At 45.3% G+C, this 15,841-nt stretch carries 17 protein-coding genes and 1 riboswitch; all 17 genes read left to right on the top strand.

Annotated features, from left to right (window positions below; all coding sequences use genetic code 11):
* Nucleotide 1 precedes the first annotated feature (1 nt).
* The 17 genes from ACQKL0_RS02410 to ACQKL0_RS02330 all read left to right on the top strand — a co-directional run bounded on the left by ACQKL0_RS02410 (nucleotide 2) and on the right by ACQKL0_RS02330 (nucleotide 15,704).
* Nucleotides 2-1,000 (top strand): FecCD family ABC transporter permease, encoded by a 999-nt coding sequence (locus ACQKL0_RS02410; protein ID WP_402990572.1) that lies wholly within the window; start codon nucleotides 2-4, stop codon nucleotides 998-1,000.
* On the top strand, nucleotides 997-1,845 hold the full coding sequence (locus ACQKL0_RS02405) for an ABC transporter ATP-binding protein (protein WP_427685989.1): 849 nt from the start codon (nucleotides 997-999) through the stop codon (nucleotides 1,843-1,845). The genes ACQKL0_RS02410 and ACQKL0_RS02405 overlap by 4 nt, the downstream gene beginning before the upstream one ends.
* A 121-nt stretch (nucleotides 1,846-1,966) precedes the next feature.
* Nucleotides 1,967-2,144: riboswitch (cobalamin riboswitch) on the top strand.
* Between the two features lie 166 nt (nucleotides 2,145-2,310).
* Entirely contained in the window at nucleotides 2,311-3,276 is a 966-nt protein-coding gene (locus ACQKL0_RS02400; protein WP_427685987.1) for a helical backbone metal receptor, read from the top strand.
* Nucleotides 3,239-4,294 carry a FecCD family ABC transporter permease gene (locus ACQKL0_RS02395; RefSeq protein WP_427685985.1) on the top strand — a complete coding sequence of 352 codons (1,056 nt, stop codon included), beginning with the start codon at nucleotides 3,239-3,241 and terminating at the stop codon, nucleotides 4,292-4,294. Before ACQKL0_RS02400 ends, ACQKL0_RS02395 begins: the two co-directional genes overlap by 38 nt.
* Nucleotides 4,295-4,300: 6 nt before the next feature.
* Nucleotides 4,301-5,773: a heme ABC transporter ATP-binding protein gene (locus ACQKL0_RS02390; RefSeq protein WP_427685983.1), complete on the top strand. Its 1,473-nt coding sequence runs from the start codon at nucleotides 4,301-4,303 to the stop codon at nucleotides 5,771-5,773.
* Entirely contained in the window at nucleotides 5,770-6,735 is a 966-nt protein-coding gene (gene cbiB / locus ACQKL0_RS02385; protein WP_402870140.1) for an adenosylcobinamide-phosphate synthase CbiB, read from the top strand. The genes ACQKL0_RS02390 and cbiB overlap by 4 nt, the downstream gene beginning before the upstream one ends.
* Entirely contained in the window at nucleotides 6,710-7,783 is a 1,074-nt protein-coding gene (gene cobD / locus ACQKL0_RS02380) for a threonine-phosphate decarboxylase CobD (protein WP_427685981.1), read from the top strand. Before cbiB ends, cobD begins: the two co-directional genes overlap by 26 nt.
* Nucleotides 7,756-8,331 carry a bifunctional adenosylcobinamide kinase/adenosylcobinamide-phosphate guanylyltransferase gene (locus ACQKL0_RS02375; protein WP_427685979.1) on the top strand — a complete coding sequence of 192 codons (576 nt, stop codon included), beginning with the start codon at nucleotides 7,756-7,758 and terminating at the stop codon, nucleotides 8,329-8,331. Before cobD ends, ACQKL0_RS02375 begins: the two co-directional genes overlap by 28 nt.
* The gene (gene cobS, locus ACQKL0_RS02370) at nucleotides 8,328-9,119 is read left to right on the top strand and encodes an adenosylcobinamide-GDP ribazoletransferase (RefSeq protein WP_427685978.1); all 792 of its coding nucleotides are present in this window, start codon (nucleotides 8,328-8,330) and stop codon (nucleotides 9,117-9,119) included. The genes ACQKL0_RS02375 and cobS overlap by 4 nt, the downstream gene beginning before the upstream one ends.
* Entirely contained in the window at nucleotides 9,077-9,715 is a 639-nt protein-coding gene (locus tag ACQKL0_RS02365) for a histidine phosphatase family protein (RefSeq protein ID WP_427685976.1), read from the top strand. Before cobS ends, ACQKL0_RS02365 begins: the two co-directional genes overlap by 43 nt.
* Nucleotides 9,649-10,077 (top strand): bifunctional adenosylcobinamide kinase/adenosylcobinamide-phosphate guanylyltransferase, encoded by a 429-nt coding sequence (locus ACQKL0_RS02360; RefSeq protein ID WP_427685974.1) that lies wholly within the window; start codon nucleotides 9,649-9,651, stop codon nucleotides 10,075-10,077. The genes ACQKL0_RS02365 and ACQKL0_RS02360 overlap by 67 nt, the downstream gene beginning before the upstream one ends.
* Nucleotides 10,078-10,090: 13 nt before the next feature.
* Complete coding sequence (locus tag ACQKL0_RS02355) at nucleotides 10,091-10,675, top strand: cob(I)yrinic acid a,c-diamide adenosyltransferase (RefSeq protein ID WP_402954972.1); 585 nt, start codon at nucleotides 10,091-10,093, stop codon at nucleotides 10,673-10,675.
* A gap of 2 nt (nucleotides 10,676-10,677) precedes the next feature.
* Nucleotides 10,678-11,172, top strand: a complete 495-nt coding sequence (locus tag ACQKL0_RS02350) for an ECF transporter S component (protein ID WP_402954969.1) — start codon at nucleotides 10,678-10,680, stop codon at nucleotides 11,170-11,172.
* Nucleotides 11,169-11,861 carry an AIR synthase related protein gene (locus ACQKL0_RS02345; RefSeq protein ID WP_427685972.1) on the top strand — a complete coding sequence of 231 codons (693 nt, stop codon included), beginning with the start codon at nucleotides 11,169-11,171 and terminating at the stop codon, nucleotides 11,859-11,861. Before ACQKL0_RS02350 ends, ACQKL0_RS02345 begins: the two co-directional genes overlap by 4 nt.
* Nucleotides 11,862-12,348: 487 nt before the next feature.
* Nucleotides 12,349-13,893, top strand: a complete 1,545-nt coding sequence (gntK, locus tag ACQKL0_RS02340; protein ID WP_402990554.1) for a gluconokinase — start codon at nucleotides 12,349-12,351, stop codon at nucleotides 13,891-13,893.
* A 95-nt stretch (nucleotides 13,894-13,988) separates the two neighbouring features.
* Nucleotides 13,989-14,465, top strand: coding sequence for a Cys-tRNA(Pro) deacylase (gene ybaK, locus ACQKL0_RS02335; protein ID WP_403124191.1), 477 nt, complete (start codon nucleotides 13,989-13,991; stop codon nucleotides 14,463-14,465).
* 120 nt (nucleotides 14,466-14,585) lie between these two features.
* Nucleotides 14,586-15,704 (top strand): PRK06851 family protein, encoded by a 1,119-nt coding sequence (locus ACQKL0_RS02330; protein WP_427650486.1) that lies wholly within the window; start codon nucleotides 14,586-14,588, stop codon nucleotides 15,702-15,704.
* Nucleotides 15,705-15,841 lie beyond the last annotated feature (137 nt).

Below are 15,841 nucleotides of genomic sequence, written 5' to 3'. Positions count from 1 at the left end.
AATGAAAAAATGGAAAACGGTCCTCTTCTGGATATTGCCCATTGCGATGGTTCTCCTATCATTGAGCATCGGACGCTTTGGAATGGACTTAGGGACTCAAATTAAAATATTGCTTTCAACCGTGTTTCCAATCGAGCCAACATGGACACAGATGGAAGAAACAGTGGTCCTTCAAATACGTCTGCCACGAATTTTACTGGCCTTGTTAATCGGTGCGGGCCTATCGATTGCAGGCGCCTCTTTCCAAGGGATGTTCGGCAATCCCTTGGTCAGTCCCGATATCCTAGGAGTGTCTGCAGGTGCTGGGTTCGGTGCTTCCCTTGGGATTTTATTATTGGGACATGGTTTTGCATCTCAAGTCTTGGCACTTGGCTGTGGTTTAGCCGCCATCGTTTTCACGTTCATAATCAGCGGCAAAAAAGATTCACCGGTCTTCATGCTTGTTTTGGCTGGGGTTGTCACCTCCGCCCTTTTCCAAGCGTTGATCTCGTTAATTAAGTTTGTCGCCGACCCTGAGGAAAAGCTGCCAGCCATCACATACTGGTTAATGGGAAGCCTTGGAACGGCCACATACAAGGATTTATATGTGGGTGGACCAATCATCCTTGTCGGCATCTTGATTTTGTATTCACTACGCTGGAGAATCAATTTACTGACCTTACCTGAGGATGAAGCAAAATCGCTAGGTATCCCGGTCACTAGATTGAAGTGGACGGTCATTCTTGGTGCGACGTTAATTACGGCTTCTTCTGTAGCGATAGCCGGTATCATTGGCTGGGTTGGATTGATTATCCCTCATGTGGCAAGAATGCTCGTCGGGAACAACAATCAACTTGTCCTGCCGGTATCCCTATCGGTTGGTGGCGCCTATTTACTCCTAATCGATAACCTGGCTCGTTCTGTAACGGCTACGGAAATTCCGCTATCGATATTGACAGCCATTATCGGCGCACCATTTTTTGCGATTCTACTTAGAAAGACAGGAGGTGGGTGGTCATGAAAATCGAGGTGCAGGGAGGGAATTTTTTCTATGCTAAAAAAAGAGAGAAAGCTCCTTTTCTTTACCAGACCGACATTGACTTTTCGTTGAATGACGGAGAGATCATGGCGATCCTTGGCCCGAACGGTGCCGGTAAAACCACGATGCTGAAGTGTATCACCGGCCTTCTTGATTGGAAAAAGGGTCAAACGCTCATCGACGGAAAGCCGCTTACTGCGCTATCACGCAAAACGATCTGGAAACGAATCGGTTATGTTCCTCAGGCACATAAAATGGTTTTCGGATTTACTTTGGAAGAGCTTGTCATTATGGGAAGGGCGCCTTATATCAGTACGCTGTCCCAGCCTTCTGCAAAGGATCGGGAGGCTGCCATCGCTGCTCTTGAAATGGTTGGCATTGCTCACCTTGCCAAAAAGTCCTGTAATTCCGTCAGTGGTGGGGAATTGCAGCTGGCCTTGATTGCCCGGACGCTTGTATCGGATCCGGATGTATTGATTCTTGATGAGCCGGAGTCGCATCTTGATATTCAAAAGCAAATCGTGATTTTACAGACACTTAAGCGGTTATCGAAAGAGAAGAACATTTCTTGTATCATAAACACGCATTATCCGAACCACGCATTCTACTTGGCTGACCATGTTTTAATGACTGCCAAGGAAAAGCGTGTGGTGTATGGCGAAGTCCGCGAAGTGATGACGGAAGCCCGGATGAAAGAGTACTTCGGAATCGAAATGAAGAAAATCATTTATGAGGAAGCGGATGACTTTTTGATTGAAACGATGGTGCCGAAAGATCTAGGTCTTTTACGTGATCAAAGTACATGCCGTTTTAATAGTGACATCTAAAGCTATAGAAGGCAGCCATGTGATGGTTGCCTTTTTGCGTTCCAAATCTTAATTTAAAGTAATCTGAAATATCATATAATACGATTTCCTAAATGGTGTATAATGAAAGGCAGTGAAATTATATACATATGAACAATTTGGTGTCTGTAAGGACTTGAAAGGGAAGTTGGTGAAATGCCAACGCGGTCGCGCCACTGTAAATGGGAGTTAACGGATGTATACCACTGTATGAATAATATGGGAAGGTGCCGTTAGCAATGACCATGAGCCAGGAGACCTGCCAAAATTGTACACCGGTAACCACGCGGATGGGGAGGTGTGTGGCAGAGCTATGTCCCTTTTTTGTTCCGTTGCCATACATGCATCCTCCGTTTTGATGGGGGATGCTTTTTTGTATGTCTTTTGATATTCGCAACACATGTGTGAAGGTCCAGAAATGATCACAAAAATGATGGAGGTTTTAAGATGAGGAAGATATATAGTTTCATGCTTGTGATGGGATTGATGGTCGGTATACTGGTTGGCTGTAGCGATGCCTCCCAGGATGGAACAGGAGAAAACCAGTCGACAAAACAAGCTGTTAACCAGGGCTTCCCGCTTTCGTTACAAGATGCAGTGGGTAACCAAGTCACCATCGAGCAGAAACCAGAAAAAATTGTTTCATTAATCCCAAGTAATACAGAAGCGGTCTTTGCGCTAGGTTCGGGTGAGAAAGTGATTGGAGTGTCTGAAAATGACAATTACCCGGAAGAAACGAAAGATATTCAGAAGATAGGTGGAATGGAAATAGATACAGAGATGATTTTAGCTTTGCAGCCTGATATCGTTCTTGCTCATGAGAGTGCCCATAATTCCAAAGAAGGAATCCAACAGCTTAAGGATGCGGGTATTCCAGTTCTAATCGTGAATGATGCCAAAAACTTTAAAGAAGTGTATACGTCTATTGAGATGATTGGAACGGCAATAGGGGAACTGGATAAGGCGAAGGAAATCGTCAAGACGATGCAGAACAAGCTGGAAAAGATCAAAGAAAAGGCTAAGGCAATCAAGAGTGAGGATAGAAAAAGTGTTTTTGTAGAGGTTTCACCGTCACCTGAAATCTATACAACGGGAAAAAATACTTTCATGGATGAAATGCTGGACATCATTTCAGCGGATAATGTCGCAGGTGAATTGGATGGCTGGGTAAAACTCGATGAAGAGTCGATGATAGCGGCCAACCCGGATGTCATCATTACAACCTATGGTTATTACACAGGAGATCCAGTCAAAGAGGTAACGGGAAGAAATGGATGGGCCGACATTCAGGCAGTTAAGAATGATGAGGTTTTCGATGTCCATTCAGATATTGTCACTCGTTCCGGTCCTAGGCTTATAGAGGGAGTAGAGGAACTTGCCAAATCAGTCTATCCGAACGTATTTAAAAACTAAACGGGCATTGGCCTATGTATTTGCCCTATCATTTTTGGTTATTTCGATATTGATCGGTGTTTCCTTAGGATCGGTTTCCGTTCCGATACCAGTGCTTTTGCAAATCATTGGCAAGGAAGTCCTTCATTTGCCCCTGGCCATGGAACCGGATGGGACACTGACGAATATCGTGATGAACATCCGCCTGCCGAGGGTCGTGCTTGCAGGTTTGGTTGGGGCATCCCTTGCAATAGCAGGGGCAGCATTTCAGGGATTGCTCAGGAATCCCCTAGCTGACCCCTATACCCTGGGAATATCCTCAGGGGCTTCGCTTGGTGCAGTATTAACGTTGTTTTTGAATTTGTCACTGCCGTTTTTTGGCCTATATACACTGCCTACATTAAGCGTTCTTTTTTCATTGTTGACGATTTTTTGCGTATTGACCTTTGCAAGAAAAATGGATCGTTCCATGAAGGTAGAAACGATTATTTTAACCGGTATCATTTTCAGCTCGTTTTTAAGTGCTTTCATCTCATTGATGATTGCATTGACGGGTGAGGAGTTAAGGCAAATCATCAGCTGGCTGATGGGAAGTGTCTCGATGCGTGGTTGGAGTCATGTCACGATCATTTTGCCATTTTTCCTCCTTGGTTCTCTCGTTTTGATGATGAATACCCACGAATTGAATGCCATGACATTTGGGGAAGACCGTGCGAGGCACCTAGGCGTGAATGTTCAGCGGAGGAAGATGCTGATTCTGGTCGCCGGCTCGATACTGACAGGGGCTGCCGTTGCCGTATCAGGTACGATTGGCTTTGTAGGGCTGGTCATCCCCCATTTGGTCCGCAGGATTTGGGGGCCAGACCATACGCATCTGTTGCCATTATCATTGATTGTGGGAAGCGGATTTTTAATATTGGCTGATCTGGTGGCACGAACGATCATCGCACCGACAGAATTGCCGATAGGTGTTATTACTTCGCTTATCGGTGCGCCGGCATTCGCATTTATTTTATTAAAGAGACGGAGAGAAGGGTAGAAGTGTATGCTTGAAGTTAAAGGGTTAACAGGAGGATATGATAATAAAACGGTTTTGGACTCCGTCTCATTTGATGTGAAAAAAGGAGAATTATTCGGTATTCTTGGTCCGAATGGAAGTGGGAAAACGACGCTATTGGGGATGCTTAGCGGTATCCTGCCGTATCAGGCGGGAACCATCGATATTAAGGGGAAAGACCTGAAGGGATATTCGTCCAAACAACTGGCACAGGTCATCGCCGTTTTGCCGCAGCATTCCTCATTGGCTTTTTCCTATACAGTAAAAGAGACCGTTGTCCTTGGGCGATATGCCCATCAAACAGGGTGGTTTCATAGTTGGACGTCTGAAGACGAAGAAATCGTTCAACGCGTGATGATGCAAACGGGAGTGGCAGTCTTTCAGGAAATGCATTTTGAACGTTTGTCAGGCGGGGAAAGACAACGTGTTTTGTTGGCACAAGCTCTTGCACAAGAACCGGAAATCCTTTTTCTCGACGAACCGACGAACCACCTGGATCTGTCTTATCAAAAAGAACTTCTTGATTTGATGAGGAAAATGGCTAAGGAACAACAATTGACGGTCATTTCAATTTTTCACGACTTGAACTTGGCTGGCTTATATTGCGATCGCCTGATGTTGCTTGAAAAAGGGCGAGTCCAAGTGATTGACGTGCCGAATGAAGTGCTTCAGCAGGAGCGGATTCAGGAGGTATATAGGACAAAAATCGAAAAACATCCTCATCCTGCCTTACCTAAGCCGCAAATGTTCATTGTACCCGAGAAGCATACAGGAGAGCTGGACCCTTTGGAGATCAATGAAAGTTATCTGAACCAGGCTCCGGAGTTCCTTCATTTAAGTTCACCCATTCCGCTTAGAACCATGTCATCCGGCGTAACTGGTTCGGGAACGGGGTGGCATCAGCACTTTGTTAATCGACATGTCCACTACGATTACAATTGTGATGACCATATTGCTGAAATGGCTGACTATTTGAAGACATACGGATTTGAACCGCAGGAAACCGTCGGAATGATGACGGCCGTGTTTTTGGATACAGTGTCATATCGACTTCTAAGAGATGAGGGTTTTTCGATATTCATCATGGTAACAGCGGGGGTAGGGAATGCCATCGATGCCTCTTTGGCAGACAGGCATTCATGGACTTCATCGCCGGGTACGATCAATACCTGGGTTTTCGTGAATGGCCATTTGGCGGAAGAAGCGTTCATTCACTGTATCGTGACAGCTACCGAGGCGAAGGTTAAAGCGCTTCATGACCTACATGTCTTAGATCAGGTGACAAACACATGGGCGACTGGAACATCGACGGATAGCATCTTGATTGCAGCCACACAAAGAGGAACCACCCTCCGTTATGCGGGTACCATCACGCCTCTCGGGAAGTTAATTAGCCGTGGCGTTTATGACTGTACAGTGGAAGCGATTGAAAATAGTAGGAAACGGATTGAAAGCTTATGATTTTTCACCATCTTTATGCAATCACATTGGCATTTATCCTAGATTTGGTCATTGGCGACCCTCCTGATTGGCCACACCCGGTTAAATGGATAGGTTCGCTTATCAATAAACTTGATGAAGCTCTCAACAAAGGGACAAGAAAGAAGCGGAATGGACTGTTCATGCTACTGCTCATCTTGCTGCTCGTGTTGGCGGCCACAGGCATCACCGTCTATTTAGCGTATAGAATCCATCCTGCTGCCGGTATCATCTGGGAAGCGCTACTCATTTCCACCACGATCGCTCAAAAGAGTTTAAGACGGGCGGGAATGGATGTTTATCGACCATTGAATACACGGGATATGGCCAAGGCGAGGCGGAAGCTTTCTTATATTGTGGGCCGTGATACGGCAGATCTAGATGAACCGGAAATTGTTCGGGGTACCGTTGAAACGGTAGCGGAAAACACGAGTGACGGTATTACGGCTCCCCTGTTTTGGGCTGCCATCGGAGGCGCGCCACTTGCCATGATGTATAGGGCAATCAATACATGCGACTCCATAGTCGGATACCAAAATGATAAATATGCTGACTTCGGATGGGCTTCTGCCAAGCTTGACGATCTAGTGAACTGGATTCCGAGCCGTTTAACCGGTTTTTTGATGCTGATTGGATCAAAGTCAGTCCATAACGGCTGGAAGGGGCGGTGGGCTATATTATTCAAGGATGCCCATAAGCACCCAAGTCCGAACAGTGGGTGGTGCGAAGCGGGTGTTGCAGCCATCCTGGGCGTTCAACTGGGCGGAAGGAATATGTACAAAGGTGTGGTGTCCAATCGAGCTAGAATGGGCCTTCCAATTGTTCCGCTAGAAGCGATTCATATAAAAAAAACGATTACCATCATGCATCGGACTTCTTTTTTATTCCTGTTGATGCTTTGGTTAGGAGGACTTTTATTTGCAATTACCAACTCATGGCTCTAATCCGCATTATCTTTACAAAGCACTGGGAATCGAAATGCCACAATCGTATGTGGACTTCAGTGCCAATATCAACCCATTGGGTCCACCCTCTAGTATAAAACAGAGATGGTCGGGGTTTTTTGAGGGTATCCTCGACTACCCAGATCCACATGCCGTAGAGCTGACACATATGATAGCAAAAAAAGAAGCACTTCATGAAGATTCTGTACTTGTTGGAAACGGGGGAGCGGAAATCATAACGCTTGTGGCGAAAGAACTGGCGAATAAACGAGTGTTAATCATTCAACCAGCCTTTGCCGAATATGCCGAATCTTGTTTGGCAGCAGGTTGCGAGGTCGACTTTTTTCAACTGGAAGCGCCCAGGTGGGAACTGGACTTGGATCGATTACGTCCGCTTTTGCCTCAGTATGCTGCCATCTTTTTATGTACGCCCAATAATCCGACTGGCATTTCTTATAAGGAGGAGACAGTACGGGAACTAATCGAAGCATGCCAAAAAGCCCAATGCATGATGGTGCTGGATGAGGCCTTTTATGATTTTACGGATCATGCCTTTTCCTATGCACCTCTTATTCGGGAGTTTCCTCATTTGCTCATTTTACGATCAATGACGAAAATTTTCGCGATACCTGGATTGAGGCTGGGTTACCTATTGGCTGACCCGACCATTATTATACGGGCGAAGACCTTCAAACCACATTGGAGCGTCAATCATATCGCCCTGGAGGTAGGCAAACTCTGTTTGGCAGAAGAAGCATATATGAGTAGAACAAGAGCATATATTCAAAGGCAAAAAAGGGATTTATTCCGCTTTTATAAGGAACTGGATATCGAGGTCTCTGAAAGTACGGTGAATTTTTACTTAGTGAGGGACGAGTCTCTTTCCCTGTTTCCCTTTTTATTGAAAAAGGGCATCGTGCCGCGCCATACTTATAATTTTCCTGGTTTGGATGGCAGGTGGCTCCGGTTTGCAGTGAAAAGTGAGCAGGATAATAAGGCATTGATGGAGGCGGTAAAACAGTGGAAAACTCTAGGCTCTATTTTATAACGGGGGGCGTTCGAAGTGGTAAAAGCAGCTTTGCAGAAAAAAAGGCGGTGGAGCTTGCCATTCAATCGGGCGGCAACCTACATTATCTTGCTTGTGGCCGGAGTTCTGATGCCGAAATGGAAGAGCGGATTAATAGGCACCGTCAGGACAGGCATAGAAGTCCGCTTGCATGGAGGACATCGGAATATGCGACGGATGTTACCCGAATAGGGAAGGACCTGGATGCAAAATCAATCGTCTTGCTTGATTGCCTGACGACGTTGCTCGATAATGAATTATTCCTGCCTAATGTGCCCCTTACAGAGGATTTTTTACATAAAGTATTCACCAAAATAATCAAGGGCATCGGTGAAATCAGGAAGGAAGCTCAAAGTCTGATTATCGTAAGCAATGAAGTGGTACAGGAGCCCATTTTTCAAGATGAATTTCTACATACATACGGAAAAGTGCTCGGATTGCTTCATCAAGCGATCGTTGAAAGGGCAGATGAGGCCTATCTTGTCGAATCAGGTGTCCCTCTAAGAATGAAAGCGGGTACCTCTGAATGAATAGCTGGATTGGATTCTTAATTAACTTGCAATTTTTTACGGTGTTTCCCATAAAGAAACAACTTCCAATGGATAAGAAGTATATTCACCGGGCGATCCAAACGTTTCCTTTGGTCGGGTTGTTTCTAGGTCTGATATTAGGGGGAGTGCTATACGGACTTGTGGAATGGACACCATTTTCCCCCCTAGCCATTGCGTTTGTGCTATGGACATTGACGATTGCCCTAACAGGTGGGTTGCACCTTGATGGTTGGATTGATGCAAGTGACGCCTTCTTTTCGTACCAAGATAAAGAACGACGACTGGAGATCATGAAGGACTCCAGGACCGGTGCATTTGGTGTCATTTCTGTCATTGTGCTGTTAGCTGCCCGCTTTATATGGATGTATGAAATCATCGAACGGATCAATGAATGGACTTATTTTTTGATTATCATGGTTCCCTTTCTAAGTAAATGCGTGATGGGCTATTTACTTAGCCGGATGCAGTTGGCTAAAAAAGAGGGACTGGGCGCCTTTTTCCAAAGTGCAGTCAGGAAAAACAGCTTGCACATATATTGGATTTACCTGCTTTTAAGTTTTGCGATAGCTTATTTAATCGATATCAACCTCATGGCTTTATTCGCGATCATGGGGATCGCCGCACTACTCTTTCTCCTTTATATAAAACGGAAAATCATCCGTTGGTTCGGTGGAATAACGGGTGATGTGCTGGGCGCGTCAGTTGAAGGAGTGGAGGTGTGGTTATGGCTGATTCTGTGGCTATTACACTACTTCGCCATGGGTTGACGGAAGCCAATGAGCGAAAAGCCTATTTAGGGTGGACGGATTCTCCCTTAAGCATAAAAGGAAAAAGGGATATCGAGGAATGGAAGCAATACTATCCAAGATATGAAAGGATTCATTCAAGCGACTTACTTAGGTGCATGGAAACATCAAGGCATCTGTTCCCGGAGGTTGATCCAGTGGGATGGCCTGCTTTCCGTGAAATGAATTTCGGCAGGTGGGAAGGCCGAACTTATGAAGAACTGAAGACGAATGCTGATTATCAAAAATGGCTGGAGGATCCCATGGTGGCAGCTGTTCCTAAAGGGGAGAGTTATCCTGATTTTTCCAGGCGGGTTCATAATGGCTGGGCCCGGTTGATCGCGGATGAGGATAGCTCCACGTATGCGGTGATGACTCATGGAGGTGTGATACGTGAGCTTCTTGCCCGTTATGCACCGGTGGAAAAGCCCTTTTGGGATTGGTCGATACCCCATGCGAAGGGGTATGAGCTGATTTGGGAAAACAAGGAAAGGTTGAGGAGGGGTGAACGTTGCACTTTGTTACAGGCGGTGCCTATAATGGGAAAACTAAATGGGTCAAGCAATTTTACGGGTTGAATACTGAGGGTCTATGGCTATCAGGCTATCAAAACGACCAACCGGATTTCAGAGATTTTCAAAAGGATATTGTCGTGCTACAGGGAATCGATGCGTGGATTGGGCAGGATGTGAATATCATGGATGTGGAGTCAATCCAAAAGAAGTGGAAGGAAATCCTGGACGGCTGGCGAATATGGGAGAAAGAAGAAAGTGGTCGCACATGTGTTGTCATCGGTTCGGATCTATCAAAAGGCATCGTTCCAATCGAAAAAAAGAACCGTCAATGGCGTGATGCATGCGGATGGATCTTTCAAGATGTGGCCTCCATTTCTACACGCGTGGATATCATTTGGTATGGAATCAATCAACGAATTAAATAGAGGAGGAATAGAGATGAAAATATATACACGTACAGGTGATAAAGGGCAAACAAGCGTAATCGGGGGCCGTTTGGATAAGGATGATATCCGTGTTGAATCTTACGGGACTGTGGATGAAGTGAATAGCTATATTGGGCTTGCCGTAACTGAATTGGATTCGGCGGTTTTTGAAGATATACTAGTAGATTTGGAAAAGATCCAACATGAGCTATTTGACTGCGGTGGTGATTTGGCGACCGTTTCTGATAAAGCCCCTCAAAAGTTGACGGATGAGGCGATTACATACTTAGAAGAACGAATCGATGCCTTCATCGTCGAAGCCCCTGAATTGGAAAAGTTCATATTGCCAGGTGGTACAAAAGCGGCTGCAACAATCCATATAGCACGTACCGTTACAAGAAGGGCTGAACGATTGGTGGTTTCCTTGATCAAATCGGGTGCAGCGGTGTCTCCTCTTTCCCTGCAATATTTAAATCGGTTATCGGATTATTTCTTTGCGGTCGCACGAGTGATCAACTTCCGCCTTGGTGTGAAGGATGTCGAATATGCCCGTAGTGCTAACGTATTCCGCGGAGGAAAAAGAAAGGAAAAGGAATAAACATGAACGCAAGAAAAATCACCATGAGTTCCATGTTCATCGCCTTATCGTTGGTCGGGGCGATGATCAAGATTCCTTCCCCAATTGGAAGTATAGCTTTCGATAGCTTTCCGGCACTATTGGCGGCTGTTGCATTAGGCCCGATTACGGGAGGAATCGTGGCTGGTTTAGGCCATATCTTATCTGCCTTGATTGGCGGCACGCCACTTGGTCCGTTTCATTTCTTAATCATGTTGGAAATGGCAGTCCTTGCTTGGATGTTTGGTGTCCTATATGACCACGATAAGAAAATAAGCGCTTTTTCCTTTTTCTTTTTAGGTAATGCCTTCATCGTAGGATTACCTTTCGCATTCTTGGTTAGCACTGAGTTTTACATGATGTTGGTACCTTCCTTAACGGCGGCTACAGCATTGAATGTATTCTTGAGCATTCTTTTGATTCCTCGTCTCGTGCCAGTCTTGAAAAAGGTGTTCATACGAGAAGGAATGATTGGATGATGGATTCACTGATCTTGCCGTTCAATGATTCCCAGTCCTTGGTTATCTCAACAGATAATAGTGGTGGAATCGGGCTGAAGGAAAAAGATCTTGTTCATGTCCCATATGAGGTGGTCGGCTATTACTCTTTTCGGGTAGCGGTCATGGAATGTTTGGCCTCCGGTGGGAGCCCAATCGCTGTCGTCCTTCAAAACTTCTGTGGCGATGAGGCCTGGGGAAGTTTGACGAAGGGTGTGAGGAAGGGAATGGATGAAATAGGGTTAGACCTGTCCATTACTGGCAGTACAGAGAGTAACATGCCCCTCCAACAATCCGCATTAGGGTTGATGGTCATTGGAAAACGGGAAAAAGGGTTGGGTTCGAAGGAAACTTCCAATCGGAAAATGGCCATTGTCGGCAGGCCGTTGGTTGGCGACGAGGTTATGGAACAACAGCAGTGGGTTGCACCTTTATCCCTCTTTAAATGGTGCTCCGAACTTGAAGGGGTCCGCCTCCTTCCTGTAGGTTCGAAAGGCATTGCCTATGAATGGGAGCAGCTGGATCCTCAAGGTGGGGGAATACCCGAACGGATAAAGAGTCGTGTAGATATCGAGAAATCATCGGGTCCATCTACCAGTTTTTTGATCAACTATCCTGAAAGCCTAGAAGCGGACATTTTCCAACGTTGCGGTCCGCTTATTCTCGTGTGATGGTACATATGTATATAAAGGGAGAGACCTGATTTGCGCCGAGTAGGGTCCCTCCCTTTTTCGTCTAGTAAGCGCCCTTGATGATCCTATAATTCATCTTATGAGTTGGAGTAATTAGGGAAACACTCATAATATTACGGAGCTGTTTGTTAAAGATCCGTTCATATGGCTAAGCTACTGGAATGGTTGAGTGATTCTAATTCAAAGGCCATTTTACATCCCTGCACCCTATGACTCTATTGGGGGACCTGATTTTACGAAACCCGCTTTTTACCGGATTAGGCTTTGTTTCTTCCTTTACATGGGTCTACGCAAAGGGTTTTAATAAAGAAGAACATAGCAGCGTATTCTATTTGGCCCGACCTGTATCTAGTAATTGATGATACATGTATGAATCGAAAATGGGGACGGCATTTCAGTCGTTTCGCTTATCCTAATCTTACTATTGGATACAATTGTTTAAGAGAAAGGAGCACGATGTAATAGCATGAAACATTCTAATTATATGATGGGAATCGATATTGGGACAACAAGTACAAAAGTGGTTCTTTTTACGAAAGACGGTAAGGTAGTGCAAACATGTTCTAAGGGATATCCATTGAACAGTCCCACACCGTCCGTTGCAGAACAGGACCCTGAAGAAATCTATAAGGCGGTCTTGCTGACAGTCGGTGAGGTCATGATTGCAAGTGGGATTGAAAAAGAAGAGTTGGGGTTTATTTCGTTTAGCTCGGCCATGCATAGTTTGATTGCCATGGATACAGGCGGAAACCCACTAACCAACAGCATTACATGGGCTGATAATCGAAGTGCTGCCTATGCCGAGGAACTGAAGGCATCAAGTCAGGGAGAGGCATTATACCATAGGACGGGGACACCGATTCATCCGATGTCACCCATCACGAAAATCATGTGGCTTAGAAATGAACACCCAGTAATTTTTAACAAAACGGATAAATTTCTAGGAATTAAAGAATATATCATTTATAAATTTTTCAATGAATATGTGATGGACTATTCTATGGCTTCAGCAACAGGCCTGTTCAACTTGAAAACGATGGAGTGGGATGAGGAAGCATTGGTGATTGCCGGAATCGGTTCGGACAAACTACCAAGGCTTGTGCCGACGACCCATATCCTTTCCAACTTGAGTGAGGGATTGGCTGCGAACATGAATATTTCCCCTGATACACCAATGGTCATTGGTGCCAGTGACGGGGTACTAGCTAACTTGGGGCAAAATGCCATCAAACCGGGTATATTTGCGGTAACGATTGGCACAAGTGGAGCGGTCCGTACCGTCAGTGACCATCCGCTTACGGATCCAAAAGGGAGAACGTTTTGTTACGCCCTTACTGAAAGGCATTGGGTCATTGGCGGACCGGTCAATAATGGCGGGATTACCTTCCGATGGGCCAAGGACCAACTTGGTCGGGAGGAAATTGCGAGAGCGAAAGTATTGGGCCAGGACCCTTACGAAATCCTGACCGAAATGGCAACGCATATCGCCCCTGGTTCCGATGGGTTGATTTTCCACCCATATATGGCTGGGGAAAGGGCGCCGTTATGGAGTGCTGATGCGAGAGGCTCCTTCTTTGGATTGGCTCTTCATCATACCCGTGATCATATGGTCCGATCTGTACTTGAAGGCGTGATGTATAACTTATATAGTGTGCTGCTCACTGTAGGGGAATTGACCGGGGCCCCCAAAAAAATCCATGCGAGTGGCGGCTTTGTCCGTTCCAAGCTTTGGCGTCAAATTATGGCTGATATATTTAACCAGCATGTGAAGATTCCTGAAAGCTTTGAAAGTTCGAGTCTAGGGGCTGCCATTCTTGGTCTCTACGCTTTAGGGGAAATCGAAAGTTTGGATGCGGTGGAGGATATGGTCGGTAACACCCATGAGCTCGAGCCCATTGAGGCAAATGTGGAAATATACCAAGAACTCATGTCGATTTACCTGTCCGTTTGCCGAAAATTAGAAGGAGATTACAAGCGAATTGCCGACTTCCAACGTCGACATTTAGAGTGATGCGACAAAAGCACAGCTGTTAAAAGCTTGTGCTTTTCTTTTGGCTTATTTTCAAAAATGGTAAGATAGAGGAAAAAGGTAAGGGGATTTAAGAGATGGGAGCCAGTAAAACAAATGCCATGCGTATTCTCGATAAAATGAAAATAAAGTATGAGAAGATGAGTTACGATGCGAATGATGGGAAAATTGACGGGATTACAGTGGCTAATAAAATCGGTAAAGCACCGGAAACGGTCTTTAAAACGCTTGTTACCCATAATGGTCCTCAACAGCTTTATGTGTTTGTAATCCCTGTGGCTGCTGAGCTGGATTTGAAAAAAGCGGCCAAAGCAGCAGGTGTGAAAAAAATCGAAATGCTTGCCGTTAAAGATCTGCAAAAGTACACCGGGTATATCCGCGGAGGCTGTTCACCTATAGGAATGAAAAAGCAGTATCCGACCTTTATTGATGAAAGCGCATTAGACCTGTCCGAAATCATCGTGAGCGGTGGGAAGATCGGTACACAAATTGTCCTGGAACCATCGGGATTCTTGATGGGGGCAGAGGCTGAAACTGCGGCCCTTTTAAAGTGAATCTAAAAAGCTCCCATATAAGGTTTTTAGTCACTTTGAACTTTTAGGCATTCACCTACCTGTGCTTCATGGCATACGCTGTCTTGAAGATACATCTGTATGGTAAAGGAGAGTGTGGAAGTGTCAGGAAATGCGATGCATTATTTTGCCGGAGGTAATACGGCCAAAGGTTTTTATAGCTTATATGATTCAAACCTTACGGGATTGGAGAAATTATTCATCCTAAAGGGAGGACCTGGGTCAGGGAAATCAACGATCATGAAAAAGATTGGCCAGGAATGGCTGGATAAAGGCTACGACATAGAGTTTTTGCACTGTTCCTCCGATAATGATTCCATTGATGGGGTGATCATCCCTGCATTGAAAGTAGGTCTTGTGGATGGGACAGCACCGCATGTAATTGAACCGAAAGCGCCAGGGGCTATAGAGGAATACGTTAATCTTGGGGCCGCCTGGTATTCCCAGCAGCTGGCGGCTGAAAGGGCAAACATCATTCGATTGACGAATGCCAGAAGCAAGAGCTATGAGGCGGCTTATGGCCACTTTGCCAAAGCGTTGGAGATACATGACGAATGGGAAGAAATCTATAAAGCAAACATCGATTTCGCCAAATTAAATGGATTGACGAATAAATTGATTCAGGGTTTTTATAGAGATATATTCTTGAACAAAAAAGCGGATGTTCGCCACAGGTTCTTAGGTGCAGCCACTCCAAAGGGTGCTGTTGACTATGTTCCGAATATTACAAAAGGTGTGCATAAACGATACTTTTTGAAAGGGCGTCCGGGTTCAGGTAAATCGACGATGCTGAAGAAAATTGCCAAATCTGCAGAGCAACGGGGCTTTGATGTGGAAATGTATCATTGTGGATTTGACCCTGACAGCTTGGATATGGTGATAGTGCGTGAAGTGGGCATCGCCATTTTTGATAGCACCGCCCCTCATGAATACTTCCCAAGCCTTGAAGGGGATGAAATCATCGATATCTATAAGACGGCCATCCTTCCGGGAACCGATGAGATATATGCCGATCAAATCAAGGCTGTCTCTTTGAGGTACCGGGAGAAAATGAATGAAGCGACAGCGTGTCTGGCGAAGGCGAAAGAGCAGCATGACGAACTTGAAACAATCTATGTGAAGGCCATGGATTTTACGGCTGTCGATGACATGATGAAAGATATTCAGGAACAGATTGGTGAGCGGGTAAAGGCAATGGATAACCCAACAATATTACATTGAAAAGAGACTGCACCTTTTTTAAAAATGAGGTGCAGTTTTACATAGAAGGGACAATCATTTGGATCATCTTACATGCACGAGGATGTTAATCATTTCTTATTAGGGTAAAATAAGGGTAAAAAGAAAAGGGAGTGGTT

The sequence above is a fragment of the Peribacillus sp. NPDC097264 genome, assembly GCF_050277925.1.
Classification (GTDB): Bacteria; Bacillota; Bacilli; order Bacillales; family DSM-1321; genus Peribacillus.
Note: the sequence above shows the minus strand (reverse complement) of the source record. Positions and strands in the feature narration are given on the sequence as shown.

What these genes read in the sequence shown, in the direction of transcription:
- ACQKL0_RS02410 (WP_402990572.1), top strand. Translation starts at nt 2, where the DNA reads ATGAAAAAATGGAAAACGGTCCTCTTCTGGATATTGCCCATTGCGATG.
- ACQKL0_RS02405 (WP_427685989.1), top strand. Translation starts at nt 997, where the DNA reads ATGAAAATCGAGGTGCAGGGAGGGAATTTTTTCTATGCTAAAAAAAGA.
- ACQKL0_RS02400 (WP_427685987.1), top strand. Translation starts at nt 2,311, where the DNA reads ATGAGGAAGATATATAGTTTCATGCTTGTGATGGGATTGATGGTCGGT.
- ACQKL0_RS02390 (WP_427685983.1), top strand. Translation starts at nt 4,301, where the DNA reads ATGCTTGAAGTTAAAGGGTTAACAGGAGGATATGATAATAAAACGGTT.
- cbiB (WP_402870140.1), top strand. Translation starts at nt 5,770, where the DNA reads ATGATTTTTCACCATCTTTATGCAATCACATTGGCATTTATCCTAGAT.
- cobS (WP_427685978.1), top strand. Translation starts at nt 8,328, where the DNA reads ATGAATAGCTGGATTGGATTCTTAATTAACTTGCAATTTTTTACGGTG.
- ACQKL0_RS02365 (WP_427685976.1), top strand. Translation starts at nt 9,077, where the DNA reads ATGGCTGATTCTGTGGCTATTACACTACTTCGCCATGGGTTGACGGAA.
- ACQKL0_RS02355 (WP_402954972.1), top strand. Translation starts at nt 10,091, where the DNA reads ATGAAAATATATACACGTACAGGTGATAAAGGGCAAACAAGCGTAATC.
- ACQKL0_RS02350 (WP_402954969.1), top strand. Translation starts at nt 10,678, where the DNA reads ATGAACGCAAGAAAAATCACCATGAGTTCCATGTTCATCGCCTTATCG.
- ACQKL0_RS02345 (WP_427685972.1), top strand. Translation starts at nt 11,169, where the DNA reads ATGATGGATTCACTGATCTTGCCGTTCAATGATTCCCAGTCCTTGGTT.
- gntK (WP_402990554.1), top strand. Translation starts at nt 12,349, where the DNA reads ATGAAACATTCTAATTATATGATGGGAATCGATATTGGGACAACAAGT.
- ybaK (WP_403124191.1), top strand. Translation starts at nt 13,989, where the DNA reads ATGGGAGCCAGTAAAACAAATGCCATGCGTATTCTCGATAAAATGAAA.